This window comes from Glutamicibacter sp. BS14 (assembly GCF_056934375.1).
The window spans coordinates 1,816,944-1,831,578 of the sequence record NZ_CM167801.1 but is presented as its reverse complement, the minus strand read 5'-3'; the positions used below and the strand labels follow the sequence as shown (position 1 = coordinate 1,831,578).

General features: G+C 61.8%; 16 protein-coding genes. 7 read left to right on the top strand and 9 right to left on the bottom strand.

Features of this window, described 5'->3' with window-relative positions; translation table 11 throughout:
• Nucleotides 1–245 precede the first annotated feature (245 nt).
• Together AC1Z36_RS08690 and AC1Z36_RS08685 are read left to right on the top strand one after the other, a co-directional pair.
• Nucleotides 246–491 (top strand): hypothetical protein, encoded by a 246-nt coding sequence (locus tag AC1Z36_RS08690; protein WP_105657581.1) that lies wholly within the window; start codon nucleotides 246–248, stop codon nucleotides 489–491.
• Nucleotides 488–1,477, top strand: coding sequence for an SRPBCC domain-containing protein (locus AC1Z36_RS08685; protein ID WP_105657582.1), 990 nt, complete (start codon nucleotides 488–490; stop codon nucleotides 1,475–1,477). The genes AC1Z36_RS08690 and AC1Z36_RS08685 overlap by 4 nt, the downstream gene beginning before the upstream one ends.
• 103 nt (nucleotides 1,478–1,580) lie before the next feature.
• Here AC1Z36_RS08685 and ychF read toward each other — a convergent pair whose 3' ends face one another.
• The 3 genes from ychF to AC1Z36_RS08670 form a co-directional block, all read right to left on the bottom strand.
• Nucleotides 1,581–2,666, bottom strand: a complete 1,086-nt coding sequence (ychF, locus tag AC1Z36_RS08680; RefSeq protein ID WP_105657583.1) for a redox-regulated ATPase YchF — start codon at nucleotides 2,664–2,666, stop codon at nucleotides 1,581–1,583.
• 72 nt (nucleotides 2,667–2,738) lie between these two features.
• The gene (locus AC1Z36_RS08675; protein WP_105657584.1) at nucleotides 2,739–3,830 is read right to left on the bottom strand and encodes a 4-hydroxy-3-methylbut-2-enyl diphosphate reductase; all 1,092 of its coding nucleotides are present in this window, start codon (nucleotides 3,828–3,830) and stop codon (nucleotides 2,739–2,741) included.
• Between the two features lie 100 nt (nucleotides 3,831–3,930).
• A complete protein-coding gene (locus tag AC1Z36_RS08670; protein WP_166650720.1) occupies nucleotides 3,931–5,124 on the bottom strand; it encodes an SH3 domain-containing protein in 1,194 nt (397 codons plus the stop codon).
• Between the two features lie 277 nt (nucleotides 5,125–5,401).
• Here AC1Z36_RS08670 and xseA point away from each other — a divergent pair, with 277 nt between their 5' ends.
• Together xseA and AC1Z36_RS08660 are read left to right on the top strand one after the other, a co-directional pair.
• The gene (gene xseA / locus AC1Z36_RS08665) at nucleotides 5,402–6,664 is read left to right on the top strand and encodes an exodeoxyribonuclease VII large subunit (RefSeq protein ID WP_105657586.1); all 1,263 of its coding nucleotides are present in this window, start codon (nucleotides 5,402–5,404) and stop codon (nucleotides 6,662–6,664) included.
• A gap of 28 nt (nucleotides 6,665–6,692) precedes the next feature.
• Nucleotides 6,693–6,923 (top strand): exodeoxyribonuclease VII small subunit, encoded by a 231-nt coding sequence (locus AC1Z36_RS08660; RefSeq protein ID WP_105657587.1) that lies wholly within the window; start codon nucleotides 6,693–6,695, stop codon nucleotides 6,921–6,923.
• Between the two features lie 17 nt (nucleotides 6,924–6,940).
• Here the strand turns inward: AC1Z36_RS08660 and AC1Z36_RS08655 are convergent, their stop codons facing one another.
• The 4 genes from AC1Z36_RS08655 to AC1Z36_RS08640 form a co-directional block, all read right to left on the bottom strand.
• Nucleotides 6,941–7,804 carry a PPK2 family polyphosphate kinase gene (locus tag AC1Z36_RS08655; protein WP_105657588.1) on the bottom strand — a complete coding sequence of 288 codons (864 nt, stop codon included), beginning with the start codon at nucleotides 7,802–7,804 and terminating at the stop codon, nucleotides 6,941–6,943.
• 303 nt (nucleotides 7,805–8,107) lie between these two features.
• A complete protein-coding gene (locus tag AC1Z36_RS08650; RefSeq protein WP_105657589.1) occupies nucleotides 8,108–9,328 on the bottom strand; it encodes a pyridoxal phosphate-dependent aminotransferase in 1,221 nt (406 codons plus the stop codon).
• Nucleotides 9,329–9,420: 92 nt separating this feature from the next.
• On the bottom strand, nucleotides 9,421–10,326 hold the full coding sequence (locus AC1Z36_RS08645; protein ID WP_483561941.1) for a glycine betaine ABC transporter substrate-binding protein: 906 nt from the start codon (nucleotides 10,324–10,326) through the stop codon (nucleotides 9,421–9,423).
• A 40-nt stretch (nucleotides 10,327–10,366) separates the two neighbouring features.
• Entirely contained in the window at nucleotides 10,367–10,837 is a 471-nt protein-coding gene (locus AC1Z36_RS08640) for an NUDIX hydrolase (RefSeq protein WP_105657591.1), read from the bottom strand.
• A 112-nt stretch (nucleotides 10,838–10,949) separates the two neighbouring features.
• Between AC1Z36_RS08640 and AC1Z36_RS08635 the strand changes: the two genes are divergently transcribed.
• The gene (locus AC1Z36_RS08635) at nucleotides 10,950–11,456 is read left to right on the top strand and encodes an Lrp/AsnC family transcriptional regulator (protein ID WP_105657592.1); all 507 of its coding nucleotides are present in this window, start codon (nucleotides 10,950–10,952) and stop codon (nucleotides 11,454–11,456) included.
• Between the two features lie 68 nt (nucleotides 11,457–11,524).
• Here the strand turns inward: AC1Z36_RS08635 and AC1Z36_RS08630 are convergent, their stop codons facing one another.
• A complete protein-coding gene (locus AC1Z36_RS08630) occupies nucleotides 11,525–12,358 on the bottom strand; it encodes a hypothetical protein (RefSeq protein ID WP_105657593.1) in 834 nt (277 codons plus the stop codon).
• A 180-nt stretch (nucleotides 12,359–12,538) separates the two neighbouring features.
• Nucleotides 12,539–13,159: a GNAT family N-acetyltransferase gene (locus tag AC1Z36_RS08625; protein WP_105657594.1), complete on the bottom strand. Its 621-nt coding sequence runs from the start codon at nucleotides 13,157–13,159 to the stop codon at nucleotides 12,539–12,541.
• An 85-nt stretch (nucleotides 13,160–13,244) separates the two neighbouring features.
• Between AC1Z36_RS08625 and AC1Z36_RS08620 the strand changes: the two genes are divergently transcribed.
• Together AC1Z36_RS08620 and AC1Z36_RS08615 are read left to right on the top strand one after the other, a co-directional pair.
• Entirely contained in the window at nucleotides 13,245–13,859 is a 615-nt protein-coding gene (locus tag AC1Z36_RS08620) for a 5-formyltetrahydrofolate cyclo-ligase (protein ID WP_105657595.1), read from the top strand.
• Between the two features lie 61 nt (nucleotides 13,860–13,920).
• A complete protein-coding gene (locus tag AC1Z36_RS08615; protein WP_105657596.1) occupies nucleotides 13,921–14,631 on the top strand; it encodes an RcpC/CpaB family pilus assembly protein in 711 nt (236 codons plus the stop codon).
• The last annotated feature ends 4 nt before the right edge of the window (nucleotides 14,632–14,635 follow it).

Sequence of the window (14,635 nt, the reverse complement as noted above, 5' to 3'; positions counted from 1 at the left end):
ACAGACATGGCGCAAAGGGCAGTTTGACACATTTATTTTGTGTCAAACTGCCCTCAAAAAGCGCGGGATTGCGCGCAACTACACGTTGAAGCGGAACTCAACCACGTCGCCGTCCTTACCAACCTCTCAGTACCCGGCGAATCCCCGAAGCGTCGACCCTCTCCTGGCCCAGCGAACACCAAACTCGCCGAGCAATTAGGCAACCCAGGTTGACATCCGGCCACTTAGCAACATAGGTTGACGACATGGAGTCTCCGCGGATCGCAGCAGTAGCAGCCGATACCAGCGACCCGAAAGCAGGATTGCGGGCCGTAGCGTCCTTGCGCGTGCTCGCTGACACCTTGGAACTCCGGCAGGTCGAGGCCGCGTTGCGTTCGGGCATGAGTTGGCAGGAGATCGCCGACGCGCTCGGAGTGACGCGACAAGCTGCCCACAAGAAGCACTCCAAAAGAATTGACCCCGCGATCTCGACACCCAGGAGGAACAAATGAACAAACTCGTCCGCGCCGCTCAGACCAGCCAATCGCTTTCCCTGGCCGCCATGGAGGAAGCATCCCGGCTCGGGCTCCGCGAAGCCGACATCGACCACCTGTTCCTCGCATTGGTCATCAACGACCAGTCTGCCGGCTGCGCACTGCGCGAGCTGGGTATCGACATTGACAGCGCCCGTCTCGCCGTCGAGGACCAACGTGATGCACAGCTGACTTCACTCGGCATCGAGGCGTCGTTCCCCGAGGCCGGGCGCATCGTGTTCCATGAGACGGATGGGTACGAGTGGACTCGTCGCGCTCGGGACCTCATCGCGAAATCCAGCAGCAAAGGCAAGTCGGGCGACGCTGCCGCCGTTCTCCGGGAACTCGTCGCAGAGCCCAGCGGCCTGATCACGGATATCCTCGGCCGCCTTGGCACGACATCCGATGCGCTCATCGAACGCCTCGATCGGGCCGTCTCGCCCTCTATGAAGTCCATGCCCCTCGCAGCGAAAGTGAAGGGACGGACCACGGGAACGATTGAGACTTTCGTATCCGCACCACTGGACGAAGTGTGGGCGTACCTCACAGATCCCGCACGTATCCCCGACTGGGAACCGAGCATCGGCACCCTCGACCAGACCGCTCAAGAAGCGATGCCGGGTACGGTCTGGGAGGGCACGGCACCCGCAATCTATCCAGACGGCAAACCTGTGAAGATCAAGCCTCAGTTTCGTCGACGCAGTGTTGAGCTCATCGCAATTCACCAACCGGACAGGATCGCATGGAGCTTTGGCTATCCCGACGTCGCGCAGGGTAATTCGATTCTGACTGAATTCACCTTGGCGAACGCGACCGGTGGCACACAGCTGCGGATCAGCAGGTCCTGGTCGCGACGCCAAGGGTGGCGAGGACTTGTCGCATGGCCGCTGCGTCCAGTCCAGAAGTTCCTGGTGTGGATCACCCTGTTCCAGACCGGCAGCGCGATCAGCCGAACATTTCGCTAGTCCCAGGCACGGCGACTCGCCTGCTGGTCGCACATAGATCAAGTGCCCGGATCTCCACAGGGAGATCCGGGCACTCGAAGCGGGACACTGAAGCGGAACGCGACTACACGTTGAAGCGGAACTCCACGACGTCGCCGTCCTTCATGATGTATTCCTTGCCTTCGATGCGGGCCTTGCCCGCAGACTTGGCATTAGCCACCGAACCAGCGGCAACGAGGTCTTCGAAGCCGATGACCTCGGCCTTGATGAAGCCGCGCTGGAAGTCGGTGTGGATGACACCGGCTGCCTCAGGCGCGGTGGCGCCCTTGGCGATGGTCCATGCGCGGGTTTCCTTCGGGCCAGCGGTCAGGTAGGTCTGCAGGCCCAGGGTGTCGAAGCCGACGCGGGCCAGCTTGCCCAGGCCGGACTCGACGATGCCGGCATCTTCCATCATTTCGGCCGCTTCGTCTTCTTCCAGTTCAGCCAGTTCGGATTCGAACTGGGCATCCAGGAAGATCGCCTCGGCAGGGGCAACCAGCTCGGAGAGCTTGGCCTGCATCTCGGTATCGGCCAGGCCAGCCTCATCGGTGTTGAACACGTAGATGAATGGCTTGGTGGTCATCAGCTGCATCGGCGCGAGCTCTTCAAGGTCCACGCCCTTGGTCTTCGCGGCGGCGAACAAGGTGATGCCTTCTTCGAGCACCTTCTGCGCGTTGAGCACTGCGTCCAGGAACGACTTCTCGATCTTCTTGGTGCGCAGTTCCTTTTCCAGGCGAGGCAGCTGGTTCTCGATGGTCTGCAGGTCCGCGAGGATCAGCTCGGTAGCGATGGTCTCGATATCCGAGGCCGGGTCCACCTTGCCGTTCACATGGATCACGTCGTCATTCACGAATGCGCGGGTGACCTGGCAGATCGCATCAGCTTCGCGGATGGTCGCCAGGAACTTATTGCCCAGGCCTTCGCCTTCCGAAGCGCCCTTGACGATGCCGGCGATATCCACGAAGGAGACGGTCGCAGGCAGGATGCGCTCGGAATTGAAGATTCCGGCGAGCACCTTCAGCCGCGAGTCAGGCAACGGCACGACACCCACATTGGGTTCGATGGTTGCGAACGGGTAGTTGGCTGCCAGCACCTGGGCACGGGTCAGCGCGTTGAACATGGTGGACTTGCCGACGTTTGGCAGTCCGACGATTCCGATAGTAAGAGCCACGGGAGGAAATTCTACCTTTTACTAGTGATGAGCGCGCAATGGTGTACTGGCGCTTGAATTCTTATGGAGAAATCAGGCCTGCGGGCGGGCGTGTCCGCCCAGGGCACGTTCCTCGTCCCCGGCTTCCTTGAGCTTTCCGCGGATTTCCTTGGGCAGCGAGAAGATGATGTCTTCCTGCGCGGTGGTGACCTCGGAAACGTCGGTGAAGCCGTACTCTGCCAGCAGCGCCACGACTTCGCGGACCAGCACCTCTGGCACCGAGGCACCGGAGGTCACGCCGACGGTGGAGACGCCCTCGAACCAGGCCTCGTCCACTTCGTTGGCGAAGTCCACGCGGTAGGAAGCCTTTGCCCCGTGGTCCAGTGCCACCTCGACCAGGCGCACCGAGTTCGAGGAGTTCGCCGAACCGACCACGATCACCAGATCCGACTGCGGCGCAATGTTCTTGATCGCGGCCTGGCGGTTGGTGGTTGCGTAGCAGATGTCATCGCTGGGTGGATCCTGCAGGTTCGGGAAGCGCTCGCGCAGCCGGCGCACGGTTTCCATGGTCTCGTCCACGCTCAGGGTGGTCTGCGAGAGCCAGATCAGCTTGTCCGGGTTCTTCACCTGGACGGTGTCGGCTTCCTCGGGGTTGTTCACGATGGTGGTGACCTCCGGGGCTTCGCCGTAGGTGCCCTCGACCTCTTCATGGCCTTCGTGGCCGATCAGCAGGATCTCGTAGTCGTTCTTGGCGAAGCGCACGGCTTCGCGGTGCACCTTGGTGACCAGCGGGCAGGTGGCATCGATGGTCTGCAGGTTGCGGTCCGCCGCGGACTGCACCACGGCCGGGGAGACGCCGTGGGCGGAGAAGACCACCAGGGCGCCCTCGGGCACTTCCTCGTTCTCCTCGACGAAAATCGCGCCGCGGGATTCCAGCTCGGAGACCACGTGCAGGTTGTGCACGATCTGCTTGCGCACGTACACCGGCGGGCCGTAGTGCTCCAGCGCCTTTTCAACGGCAACCACTGCCCGGTCCACGCCTGCGCAGTAGCCGCGAGGAGCGGCCAGCAGGACCTTGCGCTCGGTGACCGTTGGGGAGGCAGCTGCAATCTCGGCCGGGGTGCGGCGCACCCGCGGGATCCGAGGCATTGACAGCGAGACCGTAGTGGAAGTGGAAGTAGCCATACCTCTAGTCTACGAAGTGCATGCAAGTTAGCCCATGCTCATATGATGCGCGCCACCCTCCGGGGACTGTGAGATCTGCCTCCGAAGGGTGCATGCCGGTTCAGCAGGGCAGCGAACTGGGCAGCAGCACCGGGGTGCGCACCACCGCGCCGGTGCCATCGGACCCGCGGTAGGCCCGGCACACGCCCACCGAGCGGGCGCCGAGGTTCGCCTTGATCTGGCGCAGCGCATCGGGCGAGAAGCCATACCACTGCATGTGCATCAGCACGGTGTCCCCGGGCACCGCGGCCGAGGCCCGCGAGATGGTGATCGACTTGGATTTCACGTCCCAGTCGCGGGTGTCGCGGGACCAGGTCCAGATGGCCATCCCGCGGCTGTCGTAGCCGCAACGCACCGAAGCGTCGATGGCTCCGAAAGGCGGGCGCCCGAAATTCGTGTGCACTCCGGAGCCGCCCAGTTGCGCACCGGCCTGCTGGCAGGACAGCGGGCGCAGATCCGGGTGGCTGATCGAATGGTTGATCACCCATTGGCCCTTGGCCCGGGCCAGCGCGGCCAGGTCCACGCCGTAGCGCGACTTGAACGAGCCGAGGCAATCGCCGGTGGGAGCGATCACCAGGCCGATGTTGCTGCTGGCGGCGTAATCCATCACCGAGGTGAAGGCGCTCAGCGTGCGCGGGCAGTCATCGAAGGTGAGCACCACCCTCGATGTCCGGTTGGGACCGGTGGACTGCGGTGCGGAGGGCGGCTTCGGATAGGTGGTCACGTAGCTGCCGCTGACCCAGCCGGTGTACCCTCCGTAACTGGCCTTGTACCATCCGTTGGAGGCGCGGGCGTACGCGGGCACCGTCTTCCCTTTCGGGATACTCAGCAGGACCCGGTAGCTGGTGGATGTGCCGGTGCGCAGATTCAGGTCATCGAGCGTGCGCACCGAAGCGGCGACCACGTAGTAGCCGCTGACGTACCCGGTGTACCCGTTGTAGCTGACCTTGTACCAGCCGTTGGAGGCACGCCCGGATACCGGAACCGAGGTCCCCGTGGGTATCTGCACCAGGATCCGGTAACTGGTCGAGGCGCCGGTGCGCATATTCAGATCCGCCGTGGTGCGCACCCGGACCGGCAAGTCGATGGATATGGCACTGGCAACGTGCACCGTTGCGGCCGGCACTGCCGCAGCCGCCAGCGCGGGCATCGAGGCCGCGGCGGAGAGCGGAATGGAACCGGCCAGCAAGCTGAGCGCTGCCACCCAAGTCCACCCCGAACGCGCAATATTCTTATTCCCCAATGCCCCACGCATGGCCCTGCATCCTTCTCGAGTGCTTCCCCAATGCTCAATAGTGTCCACCCGCACATTGCCCCTCGCAATGCCCGCAGGCAGGCTTGTCCCAATTGTTGGAAAACCCCGTTTCCCCGGGTCTTGCGGGGCCAATCGGGTATGAAAATCGCCCATTGCGATACCTGCGCTCCACCTACCGCGGCCTAGCCCCAGCCCCCCGGGGATCCGGCCAGCCGTCGGTGCCATGCGGTAGTCTCACAGATGCACCAGAGATTCGACTTTCCAAGGAGCGGCACCGATGGATCCCCAAGCCCCCGCCAGTTTGCCGGCGACCGCCGGGCAGACCACCGCGGACAATCCTTGGCCGCTGCGGCTGCTCTCGGAGAAGCTGAAAATCCATATCGAGAACTCTCCGGTGGTTTGGGTTGAAGGCCAGTTGCTGGAAGCCAATGTGCGCAACGGCCACGCCTACCTCACCCTGCGCGATGTCGATGCGGACTTCTCTTTCTCGGTGACCATTTGGGCCTCGACGATGCGCAAGCTGGATGCCACCCCGCAGGTGGGCTCCCGCGTGGTGGCCCAGGTGAAACCGAGCTTCTACGCCAAGACCGGCCGGCTTTCCTTGAATGCCACGGACCTGCGCCCAGTTGGCTTGGGCGAGCTGCTGGTGCGCCTGGAACGATTGCGCCAGGCGCTGGGAGCAGAAGGCCTCTTCTCCCCTGAGCACAAGCGCCCGCTGCCGGTTCTTCCCCACCGCATCGGCCTGATTACCGGGCGTGATTCGGATGCGGAGAAGGACGTGCTGCGCAATGCCAGCCTGCGCTGGCCATCCGTGCAATTCAAGGTCATCAATACCGCCGTGCAGGGAATGGATGCCGCCAACCAGGTCATCGCAGCCCTGCAGCAGCTGGATGCGGACCCGGACATCGATGTCATCGTCATCGCCCGTGGCGGCGGGGCCCTGGAAGACCTCTTGCCCTTCTCCAATGAGGATCTGGTGCGTGCGGTCTTCGCCGCCCAGACGCCGGTGGTTTCGGCCATCGGCCACGAAGCGGACCGCCCGATCCTGGACGATGTGGCCGATCTTCGCGCGTCGACCCCCACCGATGCAGCCAAGCGCATTGTCCCGGATCTGCAAGAAGAATTCGCCGGCTTGGAAATCGCCCGCAATCGCTTGGACCGTTCCATCAACAATCTTCTCCAGCGCGAAGCCCAGCTGCTGGCCTCGGTGCGCGAACGCCCGGTGCTGGCCAACCCGCAGGTGATGGTCACCTCCCGTGCCGAAGACCTGGAGCGCTGGAAGCAGCGCTCGACGGATCTGCTGCGCCACCGCGTGATGCGCGCCAACGACGAGATCAACCATCTGAAGAACCAGATGCGTGCCCTGTCTCCGCAGCAGACCCTGGACCGCGGCTATTCGGTCACCCAGCTGGAGGACGGAAGCATCGTGCGCGAGGCAGCCCAGGCGCCAGCAGACAGCAAGGTGCTCATCCGGGTGGCTTCCGGGCAGCTGGTTGCACGAACCCTTGAATCCCTCCCTGCCGGCGACAACGCAAGCTAATCACCACGAATACCAATTTGGAGTAATCATGACTGCACAAATCCCTGACGACATTGCCAAGCTTTCCTACGAGCAGGCTCGCGAAGAACTGCTGGCCGTGGTCAACCAGCTCGAGACCGGCGGAGTTGCGCTGGAAGCCTCGCTGGCATTGTGGGAGCGTGGCGAAGCACTGGCAGCCCACTGCGAGAACTGGCTCAACGGTGTCTCTCAGCGTCTGGAGCAGGCTCGCGCCAAGCACGAGCAGGCCGCCGGCGAATAGCCTGTCCTCACCCGGACCTACTTCGCGGCCGCCAGCCGGGCCTTCTCCTGCTCCACATCGAAGGTGGCAACGGGCCAGTCCGGAGCGACACGCTCCAGGGTAGCCAGCAGCAGCTCAGCGACGCACAAGCGGGCCTTCCACTTCTGGTCAGCGGGAACGATATGCCATGGTGCGCCCTGGTTATCGGTGCGGTTAATCGCCACCTCGTAGGCGGACTGGAAGTCATCCCACAGCAGGCGATCATCGACATCGCCCGGCGAATACTTCCAATGCTTGTCGGCACGCTCCAGGCGTGCCGAGAGGCGCTCGAATTGTTCTTCTCGGCTGATATGCAGCATCACCTTGATCGGGTGGATGCCCTGCTCGATCAGCTGCTTCTCGAAGTCGACTATTTTCCCGTAGCGGGACTCGACCGCATCCGGGGTGGCGAAGCCCTTCACTTTGGCGACCAGAACGTCTTCATAGTGGGAACGGTCAAAGACTCCCACTAGTCCCCCGGCGGGCAATTGCCTGGTGATGCGCCAGAGGAAGTCATGGGCTGCTTCTTCCTCGGTTGGCGCCTTGAAGGCATGGTGCTTGACGCCCTGCGGATCCAGCATGCCAAGGACGTGGCGAACAGTCCCTCCCTTGCCGGACGTATCCATTCCCTGCAAAATGAGCAGGACTGCTGGGCCTTGTCCGCCAGCTACCGAGGCGGCGAAGAGCCTCTCTTGCAGATCCGAGAGCAGTTCAGCCAGCTGCACCATGCGCTTCTCGGCGGCCTTCTTATCCTGCGGGGCGTCCCCGGGCCACCAATCAGCATCCTTGGTTGCGCGCTCTGAAAGCTTCACGCCCGGTTCTGCACGTAGTGCTTCTAACAGGTTGGCAGGGTAGGCGCTCATCATTAAGTCCTCACGCGTGTGTCGAAGTGATGCGATTCGTTGTTGCCAGCCTACTGCCACTGCAGGCGCCGTGAGAAGCGGTATTCGTCAACGGCGAAGCACCCATCACGGCTCGATGCTCAGGATCGCTGAGCCCCGCGAAAACGCAATTCTTCGGCTGCAGGACACCAAATTCTCCGATCGCAGTCGCTGGCAGGCGATACCCCTGAAGTTCCCGGGACCGCATTCCCCGGTGGCCGCGTTAACGCACAACCGGCCCAGAATCACGTGGGTGATTCTGGGCCGGTTGCGCATCCGGGCAGCCTATGCGCGAGCGCGCCAGTCCTCCAGGAACTGTCCGATGCGTCCAACCGCATCAGTCAGGTCGCGCACGTTGGGCAAGGTGACCAAACGGAAGTGGTCCGGACGGATCCAGTTGAAGGCGGTGCCCTGGGAGATCAGGATCTTCTGCGCCTTGAGCAGTTCAAGGGCGAAGGTCTCATCATTGTGGATCGGGTAGACCTCGGGATCCAGCTTCGGGAACATGTAGAGCGCGCCCTTGGCCTTCTGGACGCTCACGCCAGGAATCGCGCTGAGCAGGTTGTAGGCCGCATCGCGCTGTTCAAGCAGCCGTCCGCCAGGCAGGATCAAGTCATTGATCGACTGGTACCCGCCCAAGGCGGTCTGGATTGCGTGCTGCGCCGGCACATTGGCGCACAGGCGCATGTTGGTCAGCAGGTTGATGCCCTCGATGTAGTCGCCGGCCTGGTGCTTGGGACCGGAAATGGCCATCCACCCAGCACGGAAGCCGCACACGCGGTAGGCCTTGGACAGGCCGGAGAAGGTCAGTATCAGCACGTCATCTGCCAACGAAGCGGTGTTGATATGCACGGCGTCTTCGTAGAGGATCTTTTCGTAGATCTCGTCCGAGAACACAATCAGGTTGTGCTTGCGCGCCAGCTCGAGGATTCCCTCCAGGGTTTCCTTGGGGTACACCGCACCGGTCGGGTTATTGGGGTTGATGATCACGATGCCCTTGGTGCGATCGGTGATCTTCGCTTCCATGTCCTGAAGATCAGGAAGCCAGCCCTCTTCCTCGGTATTCATGTAATGCACCGGGGTGCCGCCAGCCAGCGAAACCGAAGCGGTCCACAGCGGGTAGTCAGGGGCGGGAATCAGGATCTCGTCGCCGTTATTCAGCAGCGCATTCAACGAGAGGGTAATCAGCTCGGAGACACCGTTGCCCAGGTAGACGTCATCCACGCCAATGGTCTGGATGCCACGGGTCTGGTAGTACTGCGAGACGGCGGTACGTGCCGAGAGAATGCCGCGGGAGTCCGAGTATCCTTGGGCGTTAGGCAGGTTGCGAATCATGTCAACGAGCACCGCGTCGGGCGCCTCGAAGCCGAACGGCGCGGGATTGCCGATGTTCAGCTTCAGGATGCGATGTCCTTCGGACTCCATGCGCGTGGCGTGCTCAAGCAGCGGGCCGCGGATGTCGTAGAGGACGTTGTGCAGTTTCGTTGATTGTTTGAATTCTGCCATGGTTACACTTTCTCACGTCAGGTGCGATCGACACACCTTGTTACTCGACCGCTATGGTCAGCGGTCGAAATCCTGGGAGAGCTGGCTGGGGCCTACTCTTCGATGATCCATTCCCAACGGGTGGCCGTTTGCTCTGGGCTCAGTCCGTCGGCCTGGCTGACCATCCGGTTCAGGTCCACGAGGGACTGCTGCGAGAATTCGCCGGTGACCTTGTCCAGTTCTGCCCGGGCCTTGTCATCCACGTCGCCGTTGGCCAGCACCATGTACTGCTCGGCGTTGAAGAAGGCGGCGCTTCCCGGAATACTGTAGAAGCCTTCATCTGACATGACGGCATCTCCCGACCCGAGCGCCACTGCGCTGTCCACCGAGGCACGCAGCTTGCTGGCCAGTTTCGCCGGCTCCTCAGCCACGACCTTCGGCTTCCCGCAGCCAGCGTCCTCCAATGATGCCTTCAAGGATGCGGCGTTGGCTTCATCGCTAATGATCGTCAGATCTGTGCAAGCCGCAATCAGGGTTTCCACCGAATCGACCTTGTGCAAGGTTGCCTGGGCCTGGCTCATGACCAAGACCTTTCCCGCATCAGCTGGGCTGAGTTCCAAGGCAGAGAGCTCCCCCTCAGCGTCATTGATGGCGCTGCGCAGGTTCTTGGATTCCTCGACGCTCAGCAATTGATCTTCACCAGTGATGGCCGCCGGGTCAGCAACCAGGGGCAGCGCCTTGGCCGCTTGGTCCACCGCCAAATCGGCTTTTCCGTCGACCACCTGCTGGTAAGGATCAGCACTGGGCTTGTTCAACGACACCTTATAGCCTTCGGCTTTCAGCGCATTGGCATAGACATGGACCAAGGCCTGGTCTGCAGGTTGAGAACCGGCAGCAATCTGCAAGGTGATGGCCTTGCTTGGCTCGGCCGTCGGCGTTGCCTCTTCGGTGCAAGCAGACAGGGTTAGCAGCAGGGTTGCGCTGAGTGCGCCAACGGTGATGGTATTTCGCAAGTTCATGTCCCTATTGATTCTAGGGCAGGCCAGCGGCGATCCGCCGCTACTTGCCGGGTGCGGTCAGTCGCAAGATGCTCTCAACGCGTTCAATGCAGTTCAGCTTGGCGATCTCCTCGCGGGTAAACCAGGCGGCCTGGCTGGTAGAACCGTTGACTTCATGGCGCAGTTCTCCACCGGTCAGTTTGGCCCGATAGGTGACCGCCACCGTTTGCATGGCATGGCCTTCGCCCGAGTAGCGCTTGGAACCGGGAATAACTCCCGTGCTGACATCCAGGAGCCCCAGCTCGCCCACCGCGTAGCCGGTCTCTTCATAGACTTCACGGCGCGCGCCTTCTTCTATAGGCTCCCCCAAGTCGATGCCGCCGCCGGGAAGGGACCAGCGCGGGGTGAAGCGTGGATCGCGATGACGCATATCCCAGAGCGTAAGCAGTACCTTTCCTTCGTGTTCCACCAAGCAATAGGCCGCCAGCCTGGTATCAAAGGATTCACCGGTGTGCTCAGAACGACGTGTCATATCCCCAATATATCCGTTTGTTCACCGATTATTTACTCGTACGCGGACGGCATACACCGATTTTTCTGCCAAAGATCCCACTGATATCTCGCGAATATGATGAAATATTCTTATGGCCCAGCAATCAGAGCTTTCATCAAACGTCGATCTGGACGAAATCGATCGAATCATCATCGACGAATTGGTCGCTAATGCACGTATCTCCAATGCGACCCTCGCACAGCGTGCGGGCATCGCTCCATCCACCGCACTGTTGCGCACCCGTTCGCTGGTCGAGCGCGGCATCCTCACCGGCTACCACGCCGAGGTATCGCTGGGCGCTGTAGGCCGTACCGTGCAGGCACTGATCTCGGTCAAGCTGCGCGCCCACGACCGCGAGAAGATTGACGCTTTCGTGGCACGCATCCCGCAGCTGCCCGAGGTGCTGTCCATGTTCCATGTTTCCGGCGGCACCGATTACCTGCTGCATATCGCGGTCGGTTCCACCGATGCACTGCGTGACTGGGTGCTGGACAACCTCGCCACCGACGAGTCGGTGGGCCATACCGAAACCACCTTGGTCTTCGCGCACCACCGCGGCAACCGCGGCCCGCTGCCATTCGATGACATGATCAGCTAGCAGCGCTTAAGCGACTTGTGGCCTGGACCTCGCGAGGTCCGGGCCACAAGTCTTTGTGCTTGGAATGCTTATGCGCGGCGGCGCTGCATGACCGCGTCCAGGTTCAGGCGAGGCTTGGTACCCGCGGCAGCCACGGGTGCGGCTTCCGGTGCGGGGGATGGCGCTGCAACGGTTTCCTTGGCAGCTGGTGCGCTCTCGGTACGCTTGGCAACTACCGAAGCGACCGCTGCGCGCTCTTCGGCCGAAACTTCGGTGGCCAGGCGCTTTGCATCTTCCGATGCCTTCAGGCTGATCTGTTTGCTCGGACGCAGCGGTTCTTCCACCGGCAGTGCTGCCTTGTGGGTCCGCTTGGCACCCTGTTCAGCTGCCAGCTCCGCGGTCTTGGCGATGCGCTCGCTGGCTTCCACGTAAGTTGGCTTGGGCACGTGCGTTGGTTCCCAAGTACCTGGCTGCTTTACGCCGCCATAGCCGTGAGCAACTCGCAGCGCTTCGGCGCGCAGCTCTTCAGCGGTAATCGCTGGAGCGCGGCGGGACGAACCCGGGCGAGCGTCGAAGACCTCGTCATCCTCATGCTTGCGCGAGATGACCTGGTTAGCCGCGTCGTCAAAAGCGGGAGTCCGCAGCGCCTGCTGCCGGGTGGCTTCGAGGTGCTCGAGCAGCTTGCGGTTGCGGTCGCGGACAGCCAGCCCGCGCAGGGTGGCGAAGGATGCTACAGCAATCAGCGCGAACAGGCCTACGGTGCCGAAGGTCAGAGCAGTGAAAGGAGCCAGAATGAGACCGAAGACGGTCGCGAGGACTGCCAAGGCACCGACGAGCGCGACGGACAACCGGCCATAGCGCACACGAATCTTGAGTTTGGTCGCAGCACTTTCCTGCGAAGCGCTCTGTGACGTGCCAGCCATGTGGGTCCTCCATCACCGATTGAGTCGGTCAAATCCTCGTGGAACTAAATATGGTTCCTTCGAATCAACACTATGCAACCTTGGGTGCGCGCTCATGCACATCCCTTGGCGTGTCTGCATGTTTTCAATGCAGTTCTCTCATATCAGAGCTCGATTGAACGAAATAGCACGAAATCCGCCTCAGTATTCGTAGATGCGTTCGAGCAGCGTCGTTTCCACCTCTTCACGGGTCAACGCAAAGGTGCGGTGATCCCGCCACTGCCCATCGATGTGCAGATAGCCTTTGCGCAGCCCTTCATCGCGGAACCCGAGCTTGTCCACCACCCGCAGGCTGGCCGAATTCTCCGGACGGATGTTGATTTCCAGGCGGTGCAGCTGCAGTTGCTCGAAGCAATGGTCTATGACCAAGGCGCAGGCTTCGGGCATCAGGCCGAAGCCGGCATGGTTGCGATCCAGCCAGTAGCCGATGGACGCTGTGCGCGCGGCACCATATTGCACCGACGCCACGGAAACCTGCCCGATTAATGGCGGGCGCCCCTTGTGCAGCTGGGGAAGAGCCAAGGCCCAGGTGAATCCGCTGCCGTCAACTGCTGATTCATCCTTGGCCCTGAGCATCTCGCGAAAAGTCATGGCTTCTGGCGGGCCCAAGGGACTGGTGGGATCCCATGGCTTGAGCCATTTGGAATTGGCGTAGCGCAGATTGATCCACTCGGCTTCGTCACTGGCAGTCAGTTGGCGCAACAACAGCCGTTCCGAGGCCAGATCCGGAACCAGGCGCTTTGCTCGACGAGAGAAGAACATGTGCACATCGTATTACTTCGTCATGCTTGCAGCTGGCAACAGCGCTAGCAGGCAGCGTTTCGTTTCTTGCACGTAAGCTGTAGGCATGAATCCCACCGCTGATCTGAATTCTGGCGCCGGCAAGAAGGCCGCGCGTGCCGCTGTGCGCACTTGGCGCAGGGCACTTGATCCGAGCAAGCGTGAGCAGTTCGGACTGGATCTGGCGCACACGGTGATTGGCTATCTGAGCCAGAGCACCGGTGTCGTCCAGAAGGTCGCGGCCTATTGCTCGGGTCCGGATGAACCGTCCACCGAGGCGCTCTTGGATGCTTTGGCCAAGGAAGGCATTGAAGTCTACCTGCCGGTGTGCGAACCGGAGTACGCGCTCTCGTGGGTTGAGTACTCCCCCGGCATGGAATTCCAGCCAAGTACCTTGGCCCCGGTGATGGAGCCGGTGGGCAAGCGGATGGGCACAGAGCTCTTTGACGAGATCAATACGCTGATCATGCCTGCGCTGTCCATCGATTCGAACGGGCTGCGTTTAGGCCAAGGCGGTGGCTACTACGATCGCTTCCTGCCCTTGATCGACGATGCGCCGGTCCGTGTGGCGGCCGTGGTTTATGAGCACGAGTATGTTCCGGCCGGTTCCTTCCAGATCGATGAGCATGACCAACCCGTGGACTTGGTGTTCACTCCGCAGCAGGTGCATCAGATCATCTGATTTACACACAGCTCGCGGGCAGCTCGCAGTGTGCCGCTGGACCTGAAGGTTGCATGGGGTTATGAGCTTCTTCTCCAGACCGCATGCTGCCTCCCGGCCCCCGGTGATTCCCAAGCCGAAGATCCGTCCCGTGCGCAACCGCAATGAGTTGTTGCGCCGCTACCGGAAGCCTTTGGCCATCGCCTGCGCGCTGCTGGCCTTGGCGGGCGTGCTCAATGTGTTTTCCTCCGGGCAATTAGCGCAGCGCGAGGTCGTGGTGGCGCTGAGCGACATTCCTGCCGGGTCCCGCATATCCGCCAACCAGCTGACGGTGCAAACGGTGCGGCTTGCCCCGGAAGATGCCGAAGTCTTTGAAAGCATCGATGCCATCTCGGGGCAACGGGCAGCCGTGGCACTGACTGCCGGAACGGTGCTGCGCAACTATTCCTTGGTGGGGCCACAACTTTTGACCGGTTCGCCGGAAGGCACCGTGGCCGTTCCCTTGCGCTTGAGCGATCCTGCCACCGTGACGCTGCTCCATCCAGGGCAACTGGTGGATATCGTATTGACCACCGGAGATGGCTTTGAAAAGGACATCAGCTCGCAGACCATCGCCAAGGCGGTGCCGGTGCTCTGGGTTCCGGATAATGCCAGCAGCTCCGAATTCGGCATGCTCAGCGGCGCGGCTCCGACCGGTGAAGGAATTGTGGTGGTCGCGGCTGCCAGCAGCCTCTCGGATGATCTGGCCGGGGCAGTATCGCGCGGCAAGGTTTCAGCCGTCTTGGTGAATTAGGAGA

Coding starts and splice junctions, on each gene's coding strand:
- AC1Z36_RS08690 (WP_105657581.1), top strand. CDS start 246: ATGGAGTCTCCGCGGATCGCAGCAGTAGCAGCCGATACCAGCGACCCG.
- AC1Z36_RS08685 (WP_105657582.1), top strand. CDS start 488: ATGAACAAACTCGTCCGCGCCGCTCAGACCAGCCAATCGCTTTCCCTG.
- AC1Z36_RS08675 (WP_105657584.1), bottom strand. CDS start 3,830: ATGGCTACTTCCACTTCCACTACGGTCTCGCTGTCAATGCCTCGGATC.
- AC1Z36_RS08670 (WP_166650720.1), bottom strand. CDS start 5,124: ATGCGTGGGGCATTGGGGAATAAGAATATTGCGCGTTCGGGGTGGACT.
- xseA (WP_105657586.1), top strand. CDS start 5,402: ATGGATCCCCAAGCCCCCGCCAGTTTGCCGGCGACCGCCGGGCAGACC.
- AC1Z36_RS08660 (WP_105657587.1), top strand. CDS start 6,693: ATGACTGCACAAATCCCTGACGACATTGCCAAGCTTTCCTACGAGCAG.
- AC1Z36_RS08655 (WP_105657588.1), bottom strand. CDS start 7,804: ATGAGCGCCTACCCTGCCAACCTGTTAGAAGCACTACGTGCAGAACCG.
- AC1Z36_RS08650 (WP_105657589.1), bottom strand. CDS start 9,328: ATGGCAGAATTCAAACAATCAACGAAACTGCACAACGTCCTCTACGAC.
- AC1Z36_RS08645 (WP_483561941.1), bottom strand. CDS start 10,326: ATGAACTTGCGAAATACCATCACCGTTGGCGCACTCAGCGCAACCCTG.
- AC1Z36_RS08640 (WP_105657591.1), bottom strand. CDS start 10,837: ATGACACGTCGTTCTGAGCACACCGGTGAATCCTTTGATACCAGGCTG.
- AC1Z36_RS08635 (WP_105657592.1), top strand. CDS start 10,950: ATGGCCCAGCAATCAGAGCTTTCATCAAACGTCGATCTGGACGAAATC.
- AC1Z36_RS08630 (WP_105657593.1), bottom strand. CDS start 12,358: ATGGCTGGCACGTCACAGAGCGCTTCGCAGGAAAGTGCTGCGACCAAA.
- AC1Z36_RS08625 (WP_105657594.1), bottom strand. CDS start 13,159: ATGTTCTTCTCTCGTCGAGCAAAGCGCCTGGTTCCGGATCTGGCCTCG.
- AC1Z36_RS08620 (WP_105657595.1), top strand. CDS start 13,245: ATGAATCCCACCGCTGATCTGAATTCTGGCGCCGGCAAGAAGGCCGCG.
- AC1Z36_RS08615 (WP_105657596.1), top strand. CDS start 13,921: ATGAGCTTCTTCTCCAGACCGCATGCTGCCTCCCGGCCCCCGGTGATT.